General features: G+C 71.2%; 17 protein-coding genes. 12 read left to right on the top strand and 5 right to left on the bottom strand.

The annotated features are described in order from the left end of the window. The first annotated feature begins 28 nt into the window (after window positions 1-28). Window positions 29-874, top strand: a complete 846-nt coding sequence (locus NAG42_RS41430) for a DUF6082 family protein (protein WP_250038009.1) — start codon at window positions 29-31, stop codon at window positions 872-874. 482 nt (window positions 875-1356) lie between these two features. Further along, the gene (locus tag NAG42_RS41425) at window positions 1357-2406 is read left to right on the top strand and encodes an aldo/keto reductase (protein ID WP_250038008.1); all 1050 of its coding nucleotides are present in this window, start codon (window positions 1357-1359) and stop codon (window positions 2404-2406) included. A gap of 37 nt (window positions 2407-2443) precedes the next feature. On the opposite strand, the gene ald is transcribed toward NAG42_RS41425, so the two are convergent. Then, a complete protein-coding gene (gene ald / locus NAG42_RS41420) occupies window positions 2444-3559 on the bottom strand; it encodes an alanine dehydrogenase (protein ID WP_250038007.1) in 1116 nt (371 codons plus the stop codon). A gap of 119 nt (window positions 3560-3678) precedes the next feature. Here ald and NAG42_RS41415 point away from each other — a divergent pair, with 119 nt between their 5' ends. The 6 genes from NAG42_RS41415 to NAG42_RS41390 all read left to right on the top strand — a co-directional run bounded on the left by NAG42_RS41415 (window position 3679) and on the right by NAG42_RS41390 (window position 9319). Continuing rightward, window positions 3679-4149, top strand: coding sequence for an Lrp/AsnC family transcriptional regulator (locus tag NAG42_RS41415; protein ID WP_250038006.1), 471 nt, complete (start codon window positions 3679-3681; stop codon window positions 4147-4149). Window positions 4150-4248: 99 nt separating this feature from the next. Next, window positions 4249-5472, top strand: coding sequence for a GAF domain-containing sensor histidine kinase (locus tag NAG42_RS41410; protein WP_250038005.1), 1224 nt, complete (start codon window positions 4249-4251; stop codon window positions 5470-5472). A 19-nt stretch (window positions 5473-5491) separates the two neighbouring features. Further along, entirely contained in the window at window positions 5492-5947 is a 456-nt protein-coding gene (locus NAG42_RS41405; RefSeq protein WP_250038004.1) for a MarR family transcriptional regulator, read from the top strand. Then, a complete protein-coding gene (locus NAG42_RS41400) occupies window positions 5944-7164 on the top strand; it encodes an MFS transporter (RefSeq protein WP_250038003.1) in 1221 nt (406 codons plus the stop codon). Before NAG42_RS41405 ends, NAG42_RS41400 begins: the two co-directional genes overlap by 4 nt. Before the next feature lie 221 nt (window positions 7165-7385). Next, complete coding sequence (locus NAG42_RS41395; protein ID WP_250038002.1) at window positions 7386-8396, top strand: LacI family DNA-binding transcriptional regulator; 1011 nt, start codon at window positions 7386-7388, stop codon at window positions 8394-8396. A 371-nt stretch (window positions 8397-8767) separates the two neighbouring features. Beyond that, a complete protein-coding gene (locus NAG42_RS41390; RefSeq protein ID WP_250038001.1) occupies window positions 8768-9319 on the top strand; it encodes a hypothetical protein in 552 nt (183 codons plus the stop codon). Between the two features lie 45 nt (window positions 9320-9364). On the opposite strand, the gene NAG42_RS41385 is transcribed toward NAG42_RS41390, so the two are convergent. Further along, a complete protein-coding gene (locus tag NAG42_RS41385) occupies window positions 9365-10222 on the bottom strand; it encodes an SDR family NAD(P)-dependent oxidoreductase (RefSeq protein ID WP_250038000.1) in 858 nt (285 codons plus the stop codon). Window positions 10223-10390: 168 nt separating this feature from the next. On the opposite strand from NAG42_RS41385, the gene NAG42_RS41380 reads away from it, so the two are divergent. Beyond that, a complete protein-coding gene (locus tag NAG42_RS41380; protein WP_308201254.1) occupies window positions 10391-11248 on the top strand; it encodes a helix-turn-helix transcriptional regulator in 858 nt (285 codons plus the stop codon). Window positions 11249-11321: 73 nt separating this feature from the next. Here the strand turns inward: NAG42_RS41380 and NAG42_RS44710 are convergent, their stop codons facing one another. Both NAG42_RS44710 and NAG42_RS41370 read right to left on the bottom strand, forming a co-directional pair. Further along, the gene (locus tag NAG42_RS44710; protein WP_308201253.1) at window positions 11322-13061 is read right to left on the bottom strand and encodes a serine/threonine-protein kinase; all 1740 of its coding nucleotides are present in this window, start codon (window positions 13059-13061) and stop codon (window positions 11322-11324) included. Between the two features lie 39 nt (window positions 13062-13100). Continuing rightward, entirely contained in the window at window positions 13101-13799 is a 699-nt protein-coding gene (locus NAG42_RS41370) for a laminin G domain-containing protein (RefSeq protein WP_250037999.1), read from the bottom strand. A gap of 184 nt (window positions 13800-13983) precedes the next feature. On the opposite strand from NAG42_RS41370, the gene NAG42_RS41365 reads away from it, so the two are divergent. Together NAG42_RS41365 and NAG42_RS41360 are read left to right on the top strand one after the other, a co-directional pair. Continuing rightward, on the top strand, window positions 13984-14313 hold the full coding sequence (locus NAG42_RS41365; protein ID WP_250037998.1) for an STAS domain-containing protein: 330 nt from the start codon (window positions 13984-13986) through the stop codon (window positions 14311-14313). Continuing rightward, entirely contained in the window at window positions 14310-14714 is a 405-nt protein-coding gene (locus tag NAG42_RS41360; protein ID WP_250037997.1) for an ATP-binding protein, read from the top strand. Before NAG42_RS41365 ends, NAG42_RS41360 begins: the two co-directional genes overlap by 4 nt. 31 nt (window positions 14715-14745) lie before the next feature. Here the strand turns inward: NAG42_RS41360 and NAG42_RS41355 are convergent, their stop codons facing one another. After that, complete coding sequence (locus NAG42_RS41355) at window positions 14746-16245, bottom strand: PP2C family protein-serine/threonine phosphatase (RefSeq protein ID WP_250037996.1); 1500 nt, start codon at window positions 16243-16245, stop codon at window positions 14746-14748. A 185-nt stretch (window positions 16246-16430) separates the two neighbouring features. Here NAG42_RS41355 and NAG42_RS41350 point away from each other — a divergent pair, with 185 nt between their 5' ends. After that, the gene (locus NAG42_RS41350) at window positions 16431-17213 is read left to right on the top strand and encodes a hypothetical protein (RefSeq protein ID WP_250037995.1); all 783 of its coding nucleotides are present in this window, start codon (window positions 16431-16433) and stop codon (window positions 17211-17213) included. Window positions 17214-17226 lie beyond the last annotated feature (13 nt).

The following is a 17226-nucleotide window of genomic DNA, read 5'->3' as shown; positions in this document are numbered from 1 at the left end:
CGGCTCTGCCTGGAGAGGGGTTCCGGAGATGAGCGATGATTCTCCCGGTGGTAGATCCCTCGCGTACACGAAGGCCACCCTCTGGATAGTGGGCCTCGTGCTGCTGGTGAGCGCGGGAGCGGTCCTGGCCGGCATCGGCCTGGTCGCGGTGCTGGCGCGAAACGGCGACGACGTCACGTGGAGCCGGTGGAGCAGCGTCGGCGAGGCGTTCGGAGCTGTCAACTCGCTGATCTCCGTGCTGGCTGTGGCCGCGGTCGTGGTGACCTGGACGTCCCAGTACAGGCTTCTGCGCGAGCAACGCGCCGAGGTGGCCGAGCAACGCCTGATGGAGGAGCGCCGAGCGGATCTGGAGCTCCGCAAGATGCATGTCGATCTGATGCGCATGGCGCTCGAACGCCCGCACCTGGCCGAGGTGTGGCCGAGAATTGCCGGGGCCGACGCCCTGGTCGAATCGCAGCATATGTATGCGAATCTCATCCTGCAGCACGTCTGGCTCGAATATTCCAGCGGCCAGTCCAGCCACGACCAAATGGTCAACAACGTGCGATATCTGATGGCGAGCCCGGCTATGCGAGCGTTCTGGCGCGATACCGAGAACAACCGGCGCAGCATCTATGCGGAGAACACCGAGCAGTCGGAGCTGATCGCCGTCACGCACGAGATCTGGCGTCAGTGCGAGGCGGTTCTGGCCTGCTCCACCGTGCCCGAAAGCACGCGGTCTAAGCGCGGTCGGACGGTCGAAGACCTAAATGGCTCCAATTGGAGAGCGATGCCTGGCTCGCATGCGTCAGAGCCATCAGCAACGCCGTCACGACCGATCCCACCAGCGTTCCCGCCAGAGCCAGCAGCAGAACCTTCGTCGCCCCCAGCATGACCTTCTTCGGGACCACGACGATGCGTTCGTAGTCGGCCACCCCCGCATCGGCCGGGAGATGGGGGCGCAGCGTGTCGGTGTGGTGGGTCCCCACGATCGCGAAGTTGCCGTCCACCAGCCGGAAGATCGCGGGGCACGTGACATTCGTCGAACAGTCCGGCGGCGGTCCGACGCGGCGGTCGATGCGGGATGCGGGGAGGGCGCCAACGGCCGGCGGCGTAGATGACACGGCTGTAATTCCTAGTGGGTTCGGCGGGCGGTGCGCAAGATGGGCAACCCGGTGGCGACATCTCGGATGGGGTGATATCCGGTATAAGACTCTAATCGATCAGGCTGGTCGAGGGACTGATTCGCCCTGGAGTGGCGGAGTGTCGCGGTCGCCGGAGATCACACGGGTTCGGCAGCGTTCCGGTGGATAGTCGTGCGCGGCCGGGTAAGGGTGAGTGAGGCGCTACCGCAACGGTGAGGAAGAAGGAATCAGCATGCAGTATCGGCAGCTAGGCCGTACGGGTCTCAGGGTCTCGACGTTCACCCTGGGCACGATGGGCTTCGGCGGCACCGGGTGGGCGTCGCCGGTTGGCAAGATCGACGTGACCGGGGCGCGGGAGCAGATCGCGATCGCGCGGGACGCGGGCGTCAACCTGATCGACACGGCCGACGTGTATTCGGACGGGCTCAGCGAGGAGATCCTCGGCGAGGCCCTCGGTGACAAGCGTGACGACGTGCTCATCGCGACCAAGGTGCGGATGCCGATGGGTGAGGGGCCGAACGACGCGGGCCTCTCCCGGCACCACATCATCCGCGGGGCCGAGGCCAGCCTGCGCCGGCTCGGCACCGACTACATCGATCTCTACCAGGTGCACGAGTGGGACGGGCAGACCCCGCTCGAGGAGACCCTGACCGCGCTGGACGACCTGGTGCGCAGCGGCAAGGTCCGCTACATCGGGTGCTCCAACTACTCGGCCTGGCACATGGTCAAGGCGCTCGGCATCTCCGACGCCCGGCAGCTCGAGCGTTTCGCCAGCACCCAGGTGTTCTATTCGCTGGCCAACCGGGACATCGAGGCCGAGATCGTGCCGGCCGCGCTCGACCAGGGCGTCGGCATCCTGGTGTGGAGCCCGCTGGCCGGCGGCCTGGTGTCGGGCAAGTACCGGCGCGGGGTCGAGGCGCCCGAGGGCAGCCGGCACCTGTCCGAGTGGAGCGAGCCGCCGATCTACGACGAGGACAAGCTGTACGACTCGATCGAGGTCGCCGTGAAGATCGGGGAGTCGCACGGGGTGTCGGCGGCGCAGGTGTCGCTGGCCTACATCGCGCAGAAGCCGGGCATCACGTCGCTGATCGTCGGCGCCCGCACGACCGAGCAGCTCAGCGACAACCTGGCCGCGGCCGAGCTGGAGCTGACGGCCGACGAAGTCAAGGCGCTCGACGACGCCAGCGGTGACAACCTGCGCTACCCGTACTGGCACCAGCGCAACACCAGCACCGACCGCCTCAGCGCGGCCGACCTGTCGCACATCTCGAACTACCTGTGATGCCGGTGAGGGGGCGGGCGACCGCCCCCTCACCCCCTCAGCTGAGGACCGACGCGATCTCCACCGACGGCAGGCCCAGCGCGGTCCCGACGGACTCGTTCGTGAGCTTGCCGTCGTGCACGCTGAGCCCGAGGGCGAGCGCCGGGTCGGCCGTCAAGGCGGCCTGCCAGCCCAGGTCGGCCAGCTTGAGCGCGTACGGGAGGGTGGCGTTGGTCAGGGCGTAGGTCGAGGTGTTGGGCACCGCGCCGGGCATGTTGGCCACGCAGTAGAACACCGACTCGTGCACCTTGTAGACCGGCTCCTCGTGGGTGGTCGGCCGCGAGTCCTCGAAACAGCCGCCCTGGTCGATCGCGATGTCGACCAGCACCGAGCCGGGCTTCATCCGCTTCACCAGCTCGTTGGAGACCAGCGTCGGGGCCTTGGCTCCGGGCACGAGCACCGCGCCGATCACCATGTCGGCCTCGATCGCCGACTGCTCGATGGCGTACGCCGAGGAGACCAGCGTCTTGACCCGGCCGCCGAACTGGGCGTCGATCTGGCGCAGCCGGGCGATGTTGAGGTCGAGCACGGTCACGTCGGCGCCCAGGCCCAGCGCGATCGTCGCCGCGTTCACGCCCGACACGCCGCCGCCGATGACGGTGATCTTGGCCGGGCTGACGCCCGGTACGCCGCCGGGGAGGACGCCGCGACCGCCCGAGTTGCGCATCAGGCTGTACGCGCCGACCTGCGGGGCGAGCCGGCCGGCGACCTCGCTCATCGGGGCCAGCAGCGGCAGCGAGCCGTCGGTGAGCTGCACCGTCTCGTACGCGATGGCGGTCGTCCCGCTGGCCAGCAGGGCCTTGGTGCCGTCGGCGTCGGCCGCCAGGTGCAGGTAGGTGAAGAGGACCTGGCCGGCGCGCAGCCGGTGGTACTCGGCGGCGATCGGCTCCTTGACCTTGAGCAGGAGGTCGGCGCGCTGCCACACGGTGTCGGCGTCGGGAGCGATCTCGGCTCCCGCGGCCACGAAGTCCTGGTCGGTGATGGCCGAACCGGTGCCGGCGCCCGCCTCGATGAGCACCTGGTGCCCGCGGCGGACGAACTCGGCGACCCCCGCCGGGGTGATCGCGACCCGGTACTCGTGGTTCTTGATCTCTGCCGGCACACCGATGTGCATCTCAGACCCCTTCGCTGTTTTGTGTAGCGTGGAACGATGTGCTGTTTGCACGCAATGGAAGCGCATAAGATTCTGATCGGTGGCTACCGGTCGAACAACATGCGATAGGCGGCGGGCAAATGGCCGACGTACCGAAGGATCTTCGATCTCTGGACCAGATCGACCGTGACCTGCTGGCGCTGCTGGAGGTCGACGGCCGGATGGCCAACAACGCCCTGGCCGAGCGGGTGGGAATCGCCCCGTCGACCTGCCTGACCCGGATCCGGCGGCTGCGCGAGCTCGGTGCCATCCGGGGCTTCCACGCCGACGTCGACCCGGCTTGGATCGGCCGGCCCATCCAGGCGATGATCGCCGTGCGGATCCGGTCGGAGTCGCGCGACGCGATCGGCAAGTTCGCCGAGTCGCTGGCCGGCCTCCCCGCCGTTCGCGACGTGTACTTCGTCTCCGGCTCGTACGATTTCCTTCTGCACGTGGCGACGGCCGACGTCGAGGATCTGCGCGAGGTGATCACCGAGCGCCTCAGCGGCACCCGCCTGATCGCGGGGACCGAGACCTACCTGATCTTCGAGCACCGCAGGGGCAACTCGTAGGCACCGCCCTGCACCCCGGCCTTCGCTCATCCGGTGGGACCGCCGACCGACATTCACCGGTGACGGATCAAGCCCATCCACAGGCGAAGGACGCGGGACATGTCGCATTCACTGGTTCAGGCGGGAGCTGCCGAGGAGCAGCGGCTCGCCACCCTGCGCGACTACGGCGTGCTCGACACCGATCCCGAGAACGACTTCGACGACATCGCCGTCCTGGCCGCCCAGCTGTGCCGTACCCCGATCGCCGCGATCGCCTTGGTCGACGGCGAGCGCCAGTGGTTCAAGGCCCGGGTCGGCCTCGGCATGTGCGAGACCACCCGCGATCACTCGTTCTGCGCGTACGCCATGATCGGTGACCAGGTCCTGCAGGTGACCGACGCGCGCCTGGACCCCCGCTTCCGCGACAACCCGCTGGTCACCGGCGAGCCCGGCATCGTTTTCTATGCCGGCGCCCCGCTGATCACCGCGACCGGTGAGACGCTGGGCAGCCTGTGCGTCATCGACACCGAGCCCCGGCTGCTCACCCCGGCCGAGTGCCAGGGCCTCAGGACGCTCGCCCGGCACGTCATCGCCCAGCTCGAGCTGCGGCAGTACGCCCGCGGGCTGGACGCGGCCAATGAGCGGCTGCGGGACGCCGACCGGGTCAAGGACGAGTTCGTCTCGCGGGTCACCCACGAGCTGCGGACCCCGCTGACCTCGATCAACGGCTATCTCGAGATGCTGGCCGACGACGACGTGGAGCCGGCCGCGGGCATCGAGTTCCTGACCCGCATCCGGCGCAACTCCGACCGGCTGATGGCGCTCGTCGACGACATGCTGCTGGCCGCACAGGCCGGTCAGGATCAGCTCCGGCTGACCAAGCGGTCGCTCGACCTGGCCGAGCTGGCGCGCGCGGCCGTCGTGCGCAACGGGGTCCTGGCCGAGAGCCGGGGCCTGGAGATCCGGGCCGAGGCGCCGGAGCCGGTGTTCATCGAGGCCGACGAGGCCCGGCTGATCCAGGTGATTGAGCGGCTGGTGCTGAACGCGGTCAAGTTCACCCCGCGCGGGCTCATCACGGTCAGCGCGTCGGCTCGCGGCGACCACGCCGAGCTCGTCGTCCGGGACACGGGCATCGGCCTGAGCGAGGCCGACCGGGAACGTGTGCTGGCCCCGTTCCGCCGCTCGTCGGCCGCCGAGCGGGCCGAGGTGCAGGGCGCCGGGCTGGGCCTGGGCATCGCCAAGGCGATCGTCGACGGCCACGGCGGCTCGCTGCGCATCGAGAGCGAGCCCGGCCGGGGCGCCGCGGTCGTCGTCACGTTGCCGCGAGTTCCAGGAAATGTATAAGTGCTGTTAGATTTCTCCGGTGGACCTGCTCGACAGCAATCACTGGAGTGACCTGCACGCGCTGCTCGCGGAGCTCGACCGGGACATCGCCGCGCTCTACACCGAGGCCGGCATCGAGGGCATGCGCACCCGATTCGTGGGGCCGCTCATCGCCCTGCACCGGTTCGGGCCGATGACGATCCGCGAGCTGGCCGGGCGGCGCGGGGTGTCACACTCGGCGATGAGCCAGACCGCGGCGGCGATGGCCCGGGCCGGGTTCGTCGAGGGCACGGTGGGCGGCGATGCCCGTACGCGTCCGATCGATCTCACCGCCCGGGCCCGCGAGATCATGCCGTTCCTGGTGGCCGAGTGGCGGGCCACCGAGGCGGCGGTGCGGCAGCTCGACGCCGAGCTGCCCTACTCGCTGACCCAGGTCACCGAGGACCTGCGCGGCCTGCTCGCGGCCCGGTCGTTCACCGAGCGCCTCCGCTCGTGAGGGTGCTGACCGACCTGCGGCCGCTGCGCGAGAACCGCACATTCCGCCGGCTCTGGCTGGGCACCACCGCTTCCGGGTTCGGCGGGCAGTTCGGCGTGTTCGCCGTCGTGTTCTACGTCTGGGACGCCACCCGCAGCGCGGCCGCCGTCGGCCTGGTCGGGCTGGCCACCGGCGTACCCCTGATCCTCGTCGCCCTGGCCGGCAGCGCCTTCACCGACCACGTCGACCGTCGGCTGCTCGCCCTGCGCTGCACCGCCGCCGAGATCGTGCTGAGCGCGGCGATGACCGTCGTGGCGTTCACCGACCTCGGCGGCGTCCCGGCCATGCTCGTGCTGGTGGCGCTGCAGTCGTCGCTGGCCGGGCTGATCGGACCGGCCCGGCAGACGTTCGTACCGGCACTGCTCACCGGCGACCGGCTGGCCGCCGGCCTGGCCCTCAACCACCTGTCGTTCCAGGTGGCGATGTTGCTCGGGCCGGCCGCCGCGGGCGCGCTCACCGCGGTCGCCGGGGTCGGGTGGTGCCTGGCGTTCGACACGCTGACGTTCACGGCCGCGCTGATCGGACTGGCCGGACTGCCGTCCGGCGTCCCCGCGTCCGAGGGATCGCCCGGCTGGCGGTCGGTCCGGGCCGGCCTGGTGTACGCGGTCCGGACCCCCGCCGTACGCGGAGCTCTGCTGGCCGATCTGGCGGCCACCTTCCTCGCCATGCCGGTGGCCCTCTTCCCGGTCGTGAACGCCGAGAAGTTCGGTGGCCGCCCCGAAGTGCTGGGCCTGTTCACGACGGCACTGGCGGTCGGCGGCGTACTGGCGATGATCCTGTCCGGCCTGGCGACCCGGCAGTCCCGGCCCGGCCGCCTGCTGCTGATCTGCGGCGCGGTGTGGGCGGTCGCGCTCGGTCTGGCCGGGCTGACCGGCAGCCTGCTGGTCTTCCTGGCCCTGCTCGCCGTCGCGGGCGCGGCCGACACGTGGGCGGTGGTGTCCCGCGGCACCGTGGTGCAGTCCGTGACGCCACCCGGCCTCCGGGGGCGCATCTCGGCCCTGGAGCACATCGCCGGTGCGGCCGGCCCCCAGCTCGGGACTGTGCGGGCGGGCCTGGTCGCCGCGGCCGGCTCGGGCGGCTCGGCCCTCGCCCTGGGCGGCCTGACCGCCGTCGCCGCCACCGCCGCGATCGCCGTCTCCACACCCCAGTTGCGGCGCTACCGCACCACGCCGAGCTGACCTTTCGGGTCGGTGGTGCCGTGTCCGGCAACACTCCGACCAGGGATTGACCGGAGCGATCATGTTGTCGCAAGCGCCGGGCAGGTACCTTGTGTCGGGCGCGACCACCGGTCGCGCCCCCGCCGGCACCGCGATCAAGCGTGCCGGCATCCGGCGCGACGATCGAGTCGCGCCTGTTTCGAGCGCGCACGAGCACCGTGCGCGCCGGGGAGGTTCAGGCGATGACGACGGAGCGGAACCGGGCCAGCGGCCGGCCGACCCTGGAAGAGGTCGCGGTGCGCGCCGGCGTCGGCCGCGGCACCGTCTCCCGGGTGGTGAACGGCTCGGCGCAGGTCAGCCCGCGCGCCAAGCAGGCCGTCGAGGACGCGATCCAGGAGCTCGGCTACGTGCCCAACCGGGCCGCCCGCACGCTGGTCACCCAGCGCACCGACTCGATCGCCCTGGTCATCTTCGAGTCGGGGGAGCGGTTCTTCGCCGAGCCGTTCTTCGGCCGCATAGTGCAGTCGATCTCGTCCGTCCTGGTGGCCCGCAACCTCCAGATGGTCCTCATGATCGCGCAGGCCCCCGAGGAGCGCCGCCGGCTCGAGGGCTACCTGACCCGCCAGCACGTCGACGGCGCCCTGCTGCTGTCACTGCACGGCGACGACCCGCTGCCGGCGGTGCTCGAGGAGCGGGGAGTGGCCACGGTCCGGGCCGGCCGGCCGACGTACGCCGAACGCGGCACCTACGTCGACGCCGACAACCGGGCCGGCGCGCGCGAAGCCGTCTCGTACCTCTGGTCCCGGGGCCGCCGCCGGATCGCCGCGATCACCGGCCCGCTCGACATGGCCGCGGGCATCGCCCGCCTGGAGGGATACCGCGACGTGGTCGGCGACGGCCCGGTGGCCTTCGGCGACTTCAGCGAGGAGAGCGGCGCGGCGGCCATGCACCGCCTGCTGGAGCAGTATCCCGACCTGGACGCGGTGTTCGCCGCCTCCGACATGATGGCGGCCGGCGCCCTGCGGGTCCTGCACCAGTACGGCCGCCGCGTCCCCGACGACGTGGCCGTGGTCGGCTTCGACGACTCGGTGATCGCGACCCACACGAATCCCCCGCTGACCAGCGTCGACCAGCCCATAGCGGAGATGGGCCGCGAGATGGTCCGCCTCCTCCTGGCCAAGATCGACGGCAGCGAGATGGGCGACGTCGAGATCGTCCTCCCGACCAGCCTGGTGATCCGCAACTCCGCCTGACGGCCCGCGCGTCGGTCCGGCCCGCGCGTCGGTCCGGCCCGCGCGTCGGTCCGGCCCGCGCGTCGGTCCCGGCCCCGTACGTGAGATCGACACCGCTGTCCGTCCGCCCCGCAGGCCCATCCCACCCCGCAGGTCTGTTCGGCCCCGTGAGTCCATGCCCCCGCAGTCCGTCCGGCCCTCACGTCCGACCGGCTCGTCCTGCTCCAACAACTCGCGACGGCTGATTGCCGCTGGAGTCGGTGTTGCGCATCTGCCTGTGGACAACCGGGCCCGTTTGCTTGACAAAGCGATACGGTTTTCGACACCCCCGGGCGGGTGGGCAGGCCAGGAGTAGTAAGGGCCAACTGATCAAGATCAGGTAGCTTCGCCGGGTGATTCCGGTGACGATGCGGGCGCTGTCGGTGGCCGTCCTTTCGCTCGTGGCTTCCTGCGGCGTCGGTGGTGGTCCGGAGCGGGACGATGACGATCAGCCGCGCGGCCGGGTGTCGGCCGCGGTGTGCGCCGATCCGCTCAATGACGACGGGCACTGCGCTGTCGAGGTGAAGGACAGTCATCGCCGTGCGGGTGCGCCGGCCATCGGTCAGGACGAGAAGCTCGACGAAGCCGCGGTGGCCATTCACCGTTACGCCCGCGATGCCGGGTGCGCCGAGCCGGTCACCGACGGGCATTGCTCGGGTACGAGCGAGCTCGCGGCCACGGAACAGGACGCCGCGGCTGTGCGGCGGTCCCTGGCCGCGGGTGGCTACTCCGATGCTGTCGTACGGCTCGGGCGCGAAACCGATCCCACGGTGGCGGGAGCGTTGATCTACGCCGTGCGGGTCGGCGACGTCTGCGTGCTCGGCGACGTGACGCCGCCGCCGGTGGAGAAGTGGCACGAGTGGTACGCAGGACTCCTGCCGGACGGGCGCTGCCTCGACCCGTAGCGCTTGTCCGGCCGGCCTGACGGCCCCGGCCGGAGCTGATCGTCCTCACCCGCCCGATCCGGTGAGAGCCGCAGTGGCCTGCCACAACTTCGTGGCGACGGTCGAGTCCTGTCCGGCGCGGCTGGGTTTGCGGACGGCCGGGTATCCCGTGAAGCTGAAGAGACCGTCCGGGCCGACGTAGGCGTTGCCGGGGACGTCCTGGGTGGCCGCGTACAGCAGTGGCAACGCCCCGTGCTCGACGTCCTGGACCAGGAACGGCAACCGGTTGACGATGTTCAGCTTCGAGTGGTTGACCAGCCCGGTCCGGGCTACGCCGGGGTGGGCGACGATCGAGCGGATCGGGCTGCCCGCGGCGGTCAGGCGGCGTTGCAGTTCCAGCGAGAACAGAACGACGGCGAGCTTGGACGACTCGTAGACGGCCAGCCCGTTGTACTTGCGGGTGCGCCAGTCGAGGTCGTCGAGGTGCAGCTTGCCGAAGCGGTGCAGCTGGCTGGACACCGTCACGACGCGATCGGTCAGCCGGGGTAGCAGCAGGTTGGTGAGCAGGAAGGGCCCGAAGTAGTTGGTCGTGGTCTGCAGGTCCAAACCCTGCGGGGTACGCGCCGCGGGGATGTCCATCACCCCGGCGTTGTTGATCAGGACGTCGATGTCGCCGGTGTACGACTGCGCGAACGCGCGCACCGAGTCGAGGTCGGATACGTCGAGACGCCGAACATCGAGATCACCCGGCATGCCGGCGACGGCCCGGCGGGCCTTGTCGACGTCGCGCACGGCCAGCACCACCCGGGCGCCGCTGCGGGCCAATTCGCGGGTCGTGACCAGCCCGATTCCGCCGCCGGCGCCGGTGATCATCACCGTGGTGCCGGCCATGTCCGGCAACTGGTCCGCGGTCCATGTGGCCATGAGAACTCCTCAGGTGCAAACGTGCTCGGTCTGTCGGCCTCCAGTAGAAGCGGCTCCGTGGCGATGGATGAAGGACCTGCTCAGCCGCTGAACGGCAGGGCGTGGCTAACGGTCTCCGGCTGTCGGACGATGAGGTCCAGGCACGACGACGTTCAAGGTGGGAGCCCGATGGTGGACATGACACTGGACCGTGACGGTCTGGCCGCCTTCCTGCGTGTCCGCCGGGAGTCGTTGCAGCCCGAGGACGTCGGGCTGCGCCGCGGTGCTCGGCGGCGCACTGCCGGGCTGCGCCGCGAGGAAGTCGCCGAGCTGTGCGACATGTCGGCCGACTATCTGGCCCGGCTGGAACGCGGCAGTGGCTCTCAGCCGTCCCAGCAGATGGCTGCTGCGATCGCCCGGGGTCTGCGCCTGACCCCGGACGAGAGGGACCACCTTTTCCTGCTGTGCGGACACCGGTCGCAGCCACGGCACCTGCGCGATGCGCACATCAGTCCCGGTCTGCTGCGCGTCATGGACCGGCTCCAGGACACCCCGGCCGAGATCGTGGGTCCGATCGGCGAGACGCTGCGGCAGACGCCGCCGGCGGTGGCACTGCTCGGCGACGAGACGCGGCACACCGGCCTGGCTCGCAGTGCCCTCTACAGGTGGTTCACCGACCCCACCGCCCGCGAGCGGTATCTGAGCGACGACCACGACTTGCACAGCCGTGTCTACGTCGCGATTCTGCGCGCCGGAGCGGCCGCGCAGGGTCCTGGGTCGCCGGCTGCCTCGCTCGTGGCCGAGCTGCAGCACCGGAGCAAGGAGTTCGCTGAGCTGTGGAACCACCAGGAGGTGGGACTGCGGTGGAGCAGCGCCAAACGTTTCGTCCACCCCGAGGTCGGGCGCATCGACCTGTACTGCCAGACCCTGCTCGACCCCGATCAGGGGCAATCGTTGCTCATCTTCACCGCCACCCCCGGCACCGAGAGCCACGACAAACTCGCGCTGCTCGCCGTCCTGGGTGCTGACACCTTCGCCGGCTCCTGACGCCTTGCCGGAGCGGGCGCCCACCCGGCGAGGAGTTCGACGCGGGTGGGCGCCGGCGGCCAGGTCAGGACTTCTAAGTGCCGGCGGCGCGGTCCACGTCGGCCAGGCGGGAGCGCAGGAGGGACGCCTGGGCGGGGGTCACGCTGCCTTCGCCGGCTCGGTCGTTGATTTTGCGGCGTAGCGCGTCGACCTGGTCGCCGGCGTTGTCGCCGTTGCCGTTGGTCAGAGGTCGCAGCAGATTGAGCAGGTCGAGGGCTATGTCGGAGCGGAAGTCGCCGTCCTCGACCGCGCTGCGGAAGCGGCCCACGGCGTCGTCGAAGCCCAGGGTCGGAGTCGGTTTCGGGGCCGGTGAGGTCGGCCGGGTGGTCGGTGGGCTGCTCTCGAGGGTGCGCAGCGGAACCGGGGACTTCGAGACGGCCACCGGCGGTGGCAATTCGGGGGCGGCCTCGTTCTCCTGCCGGGGCCAATTGATGGCCAGCACCGCCCCGCCGATGGCGGCCAGCAGCGCCACCACGGCCACGCCCAGCACCCACCGCCGCGTCGGCGCGGGCGTCAGGGCAAGGGTCGCGGCCGGTGCCCGCCCAGTGGCGTAGGGGCGCTCACCGTCGCGCGGCCGGGGCGCCGTCGTGCCGGTCCGCGGTCGATCGCGGCCGGGGACGGGCCGGCTGTCCGGGTGCGAGCCCGGGCGCCCGTCGGAGGGTCGCTGCCCGGCGTCGCCGCGGCGCGGGAAACCGGCGTCGCCGGGGCGCGGGAAACCGGCGTCGCCGCGGCGCGGGAAACCGGCGCCGCCCGGCCCGCGGGCCCCGGCGTATCCGGTGGCGGGGGAGGTCGCAGCGCCGGTGGCGGGAAAGGCAGCGGACGCGGCAGCGCCGGTGGCGGGAGAAGCAGCGGAGGCGGCAGCGCCAGTGGCGGGAAAGGCAGCGGGGGAAGCGGCGTCGGGGGAGGCAGCGCCGGTGGCGGGGAAGGCTGCGGCGGAGGAGGCGACGGCGGCGGTGGCGGAAACGTCGGGCTTGAGCCACAGCGCGGTGAGGTCGAAGCGGATCTCGTCGGCGCCGGGGCGCTCGGCCGGGTCCTCGGCCAGGCAGCGGCCGACCAGCGAGCGGAACGCCTCCGGCAGCTCCTCCGGCAGCACGTCGGGGCCCTTCGCGCGGGCCGCCGCCAGTTCCTCCCAGGTGTCGACCGGATAGGGCGGGTCGCCGGTCACCATCTCGAAGAGCAGCACGCCCAGCCCGTACACGTCGGTGGCCGGCTCGGCCGGCATGCCGTCCAGCCGCTCGGGCGCCGCATAGGCCGGCGTCCCGAACGTGGAGCCGGTGTCGTCGTCGTCCGGCTCGCCCGCCGTCGCGCTGATGCCGAAGTCGAGGATCTTGACGCCGGTCGGGGTGAGCATGACGTTGCCCGGTTTGATGTCGCGGTGCACGACCCCGTTGGCGTGGGCCGCGGCCAGCGCGTCGGCCACCGCGGCGCCGATCCGGGCCGCCTCGGGCAGCTCGATCGGTTCCCGGTCGAGACGCGCGGCCACGCTCTCACCGGCCAGCAGCTCCATCACCACGAACGGCGCCACCGTCCCGTCCGGCCGCACCGCCTCGCGATAGTCGTGCACCGCGGCGATGTTGGGGTGTTGCAGCTTGGCCGCCATCCGGGCCTCGCGCCACACCACCTGCATGCCGTTGGGCAGTTTGACCGCGACCGGGCGGGCCAGCAACTCGTCGTCGGCCCGCCAGATCTGGGCCATGCCACCCGTCTCGAGGAGCGTGACCAGCCGGTATCGCGCCGCCAGCAGGATTCCCGCAATCGGCCACTCGTCACTCACCAGGGAACATTCGCCCGGATCGGGACGGGTGTCAACTCGTCACCAGCCGGGATTGTCCACGTCGATGGCGATGTAGTCGATGTCGCCGGCGAAGTAGTCGCAGCCCACGTCCACTTGATCGCAGTCCGTTTTGCCGCCGATGGCGATCGGCCACGAGTTCTCGATCGGGCCGGTCCAGCCGGAGCGTTCGGCCACGACGCGCCCGTCGACGGCCAGGCTCACCCCGTCGCCGGTTCTTTCACACCGTACGAGATGCCACTGGCCGTCGTTGATGGGCCGGGGCGCGGTGACGAGCAGCGAGGTCCGCGAGCCCCGGAACCAGCACTGCACCCGCCCGTTCGGGATCTGCAGCTTGAAGCTGCCGCCCCGCACCGTGGCCTGGCCCTTCTGCACGATGTTGCCGAAGTGGTCGCGGGTGCGCAGCCGCATCTCGATCGCGTAGTCACGCTCGCCGGGGTCGAGCCGGGAGTCGTGGTCGACTAGGACCAGGTGGCCGGGCCGGGCCGGCGGGGTGTCCGGTTCGAGGCGTTCGAAGCCGTACGCGGTGCGGTCGCCCGAGCGGAGCCCGACTGCGACCTCCCGGCCGATCCGCCCGTCGAAACCGTGTCCGCTCACGTCGCGCATGGTGCGCGCGCCGGGCTCCTCGTTCATGGACCAGTACGCCAGTTCGTAGTCCGGCGAGGCGTCGGCCGCGCCTCCGGTGGAGGCCAGCAAACCCGCTGCGGCGACGGTTACCATCCACAAACGGCTATTCCTCAAGGTTCATCCCCGTTAGCCCGATATTGCCGTATTTGACGTTTTGATACTACGCAAAACGGGTGGAACCGCACAGCGGCGGGGATCGGATTCGCCCTCCTGCCGGACATCGTTGGGAACCGGGACCGTGGATGTCATGATGTGACCCGTCACGCAAGGGGAGTGAATGCCGAATTTCGAGGCGAGAACCCACGAGGGCGCCGGTCATCTGCGGGTGACGCTCGTCGGCGAGTGCGACCTCGCGGTGCGCGACGAGCTGCACGCCGCGCTCGACGCCGCCGTTCAGGCCTCGCCCCTGGTCGTGGTCGACCTCACCGAGCTCGACTTCCTCGACTCCAGCGGCGTGCACGGGCTGGTCGTGGCGCACATCGAGGCCCAGGCCCGGGGCGGCCGGGTCGCGCTGGTCAACGCGGGCGGCGCCGTCGCCGACGTTCTCGACATCACCGGCGTCGGGGCCCTGCTGGGCACGGTCAGCGGCGAAGCGGCGGGCGGATGAGCGGCGAGCACAGCCACCCGGCGTACGCGGAGATCGCGTACGAGGAACCGGGTGATCTCGCCAAGGTCCGTGAGTTCGTCCGCAGCCGCACCGCCGAGCTCGGCCTGCCCGAGCACCGCGCCGAGCTGCTCACCCTGGCCGTCAGCGAGCTGGCCACCAATACGTTGCAGCACACCGCGGGCGGCGGGGTCGTCCGCCTGCATGCCTCGGGCGGCCGCATCCTGTGCGACGTGATCGACGGCGGCCCGATCCGCGCGCTGGGCCGCACGATGCCCGCCGCCGACGCCCTGCGCGGCCGCGGCCTGGCCATCGTCGAGCGCATCTGCGACGAAGTGGGCGTCGACACGGCCGGGGACGGCACCCGCGTACGCCTGGCCCTGGATCTGGATTCCCCGAACTGATCCGAACTGAGCCGAACTGAGCCGGGTCGGACTAGGACGTCACCTCGACCAGCAGCGTGCAGGTGTCGTCGTGGGGACTGGGGCGGTTGATGCCGTCGACCAGCTCGGCCATCGCCGCCGGCCGGGCCGACGCGGCGGCCAGCCGGCCGAGCACCTCGGGCAGCAGCGTCGGTCCACCGCGCCGCTCGACCAGGCCGTCGGTGTAGAGCAGCAGCAGGTCACCCGGCCGCAGACGGGGGCGGCAGATCTCGTACGCCGTCTCGTCGTCCGCGCCCAGCAGGCGCCCCTCCGGCAGGGCGAACGCGGCCGCCGCGCCGTCGCGGGCCAGCAGCGGCGCCGCGTGGCCGGCCCGGCCCCAGCACAGTTCGCGGGTCGCCGGGTCGTAGACGCTCAGCACCGCCGTCCCGGTCAGTCGCAGCTGCCCGCACAGCCGGTTGAGGTGGCGCAGCAGCAGCGCCGGGTCGTGCACACCGATCGACAGCCACGCGATCAGCGCGAACCGCAGGTGGGCCATCCCGTTGGCCGCGGTCAGCCCGTGCCCGGCCATGTCGCCGACGGCCAGCATCACGCGTCCGTCGGTCAGCCGCTCGGCGTGATACCAGTCGCCGCCGACCTGCACCGTGGTCTCGGCCGGCCGGTAGTTGACCAGCACCCGCAACCCGGGCAGGGGGAGCGGGTCGCGCGGCACCGGCTGGATCAGGTGCTGGAGCTGGGCGGCCAGGCGGTGCTCGGCCAGGGCGGTCATCTCGCGGGTGTGCAGCTGGTCGCGGAGGCGGTCGATGACCGTACGGGAATCCTCGCGCGCGGTGACGTCCTGGACCACCGCGTTGATCTTCAAGGGGACGCCGCCGGCGTCGCCGACGACGTCCGACAGCACGCGCAGGTGTTTCACCCCCGGGCCGACCCGGAACCGGACGGTCACGTCGGAGGGGGCTCCGCTGTCGAGGGTCTGCCAGGCCGCCTCAGTGAGCCGGCGGTCCTCGGCCAGCATCGCCGCGGCCTGCTCGCCGCGACTCATCGGGCCGGCCTCGCGGTCGCGCTCCCAGATCCGGTACATGCCGGGCGACCACACGACGTCGCCGGTGATCAGGTCGTACTCGGACCAGCCGAGGCTGCCCAGCAGCTCGGTGTTCCGCATCCGGCGGCGATCCTCGTCGAGCCGCTGCCACCACACCAGCAACCCGCCGAGCACCCGATGGACGGTCACGTCGAAGAGTGAATGCGCGACGACGCCGGCCATTTTCTCGTCGTACCGGAGATCGCGTAGCTCGGCCGGCTCACCGCTGGTGACAACGCCCAGGTAGAGCTGCCAGAGAGGGCCGCCGACGATGCTCGGGTAGAGCTCGCTGAGGAGCCCGTCGACCCGGCTCGTGCCGCGGCGATAGATGTCCTGGCCGCGCCCGCTGGTCGCGGCCACCCGGAAATCCCGGATCATCCCGTCGTCGCTGGTCACGGGCAGCAGCCAGGAGCAGCCGACCGGAATGACGGACAGCATCTCGCGTACGACGTGGGCCACGTCGTCGTCGGCCATACGCTCAGCCTAGTGGGACCCGGGCCGGCCGCCGCGACAGTGCGTCGCCGGCTCTCGCTTATCCGCTGTTCAGCTTGGTAGCATCCCGCGGATCACGCCAGCCCCGTGCGAGATGGGCGCGAGCCGGGCTCGCAGCAACGGAGGTCTATCCAGTGTCCGACAACCGCATGAAGGATCGTGTCAAAGTGCTGCTCAATGGGACGTCACCGGACAGCCAGACCTCGGAACACGCCCTCGTCGCCCCGCAGCAGGGTCAGGCGCAGGCCGCTCAGCAGGCTGCCCAGCAGCCGACCGCCCCGCAGGCCGGCCCGGCCGGTGCCCAGCCCGGCAACCAGGCCCTCCAGGTGCTGACGCTCGCGCAGCGCACCGCCGAGGAGCACGTCGCCCGGGCCCACCACCAGGCTGACAAGATCCGTACGGATGCTCTCGCGGCCGCCGAGCAGGTGGCCCGGGACGCGCAGGTGCACGCCCACAACGTTCGCCGCGAGGCCGAAAAGATCCTGTCCGACGCCCGCGCCGCCGCCGAGCAGATCGCCCGCGACTCGCACGCCCGCACCGAGGAGGCGCGGCGCAACGCCGAGAAGATCGTGAACGACGCCCGCGCGCAGGCCGGCTCGATCGGCGACGACGCCCAGGCCAACGCCGACCACCTCAACCTGCAGGCCCGTCAGCGCTACGACGACGTGGTGGGCAGCCTCGGCGCCAAGCGCGAGTCGCTGCAGCAGCAGATCGAGGCGCTCGAGCAGTTCGACCGCGAGTACCGCTCCCGCCTGACCACGTTCATGCAGGGCCAGCTGCGCGCCCTGTGGGTCGACCAGCCCCAGGTGAACGGCGACATCGACGGTGGCCTCGGCGTGGACGGCGCGGCCCCGCGGCACGGTGCCGACGACAAGGACGACGCCGTCCCGGCCCAGCGGCACAGCGCGGAGGACAAGGTCGAGGCCAAGGAGAAGCCCGCCGAGAAGTGATCCAGGCACGTTC

Origin of the sequence: Paractinoplanes maris (genome assembly GCF_023544465.1) — a bacterium.
GTDB classification, from domain to species: Bacteria; Actinomycetota; Actinomycetes; order Mycobacteriales; family Micromonosporaceae; genus Actinoplanes; species Actinoplanes maris.
This window is presented reverse-complemented; position numbering and strand designations above follow the sequence as displayed.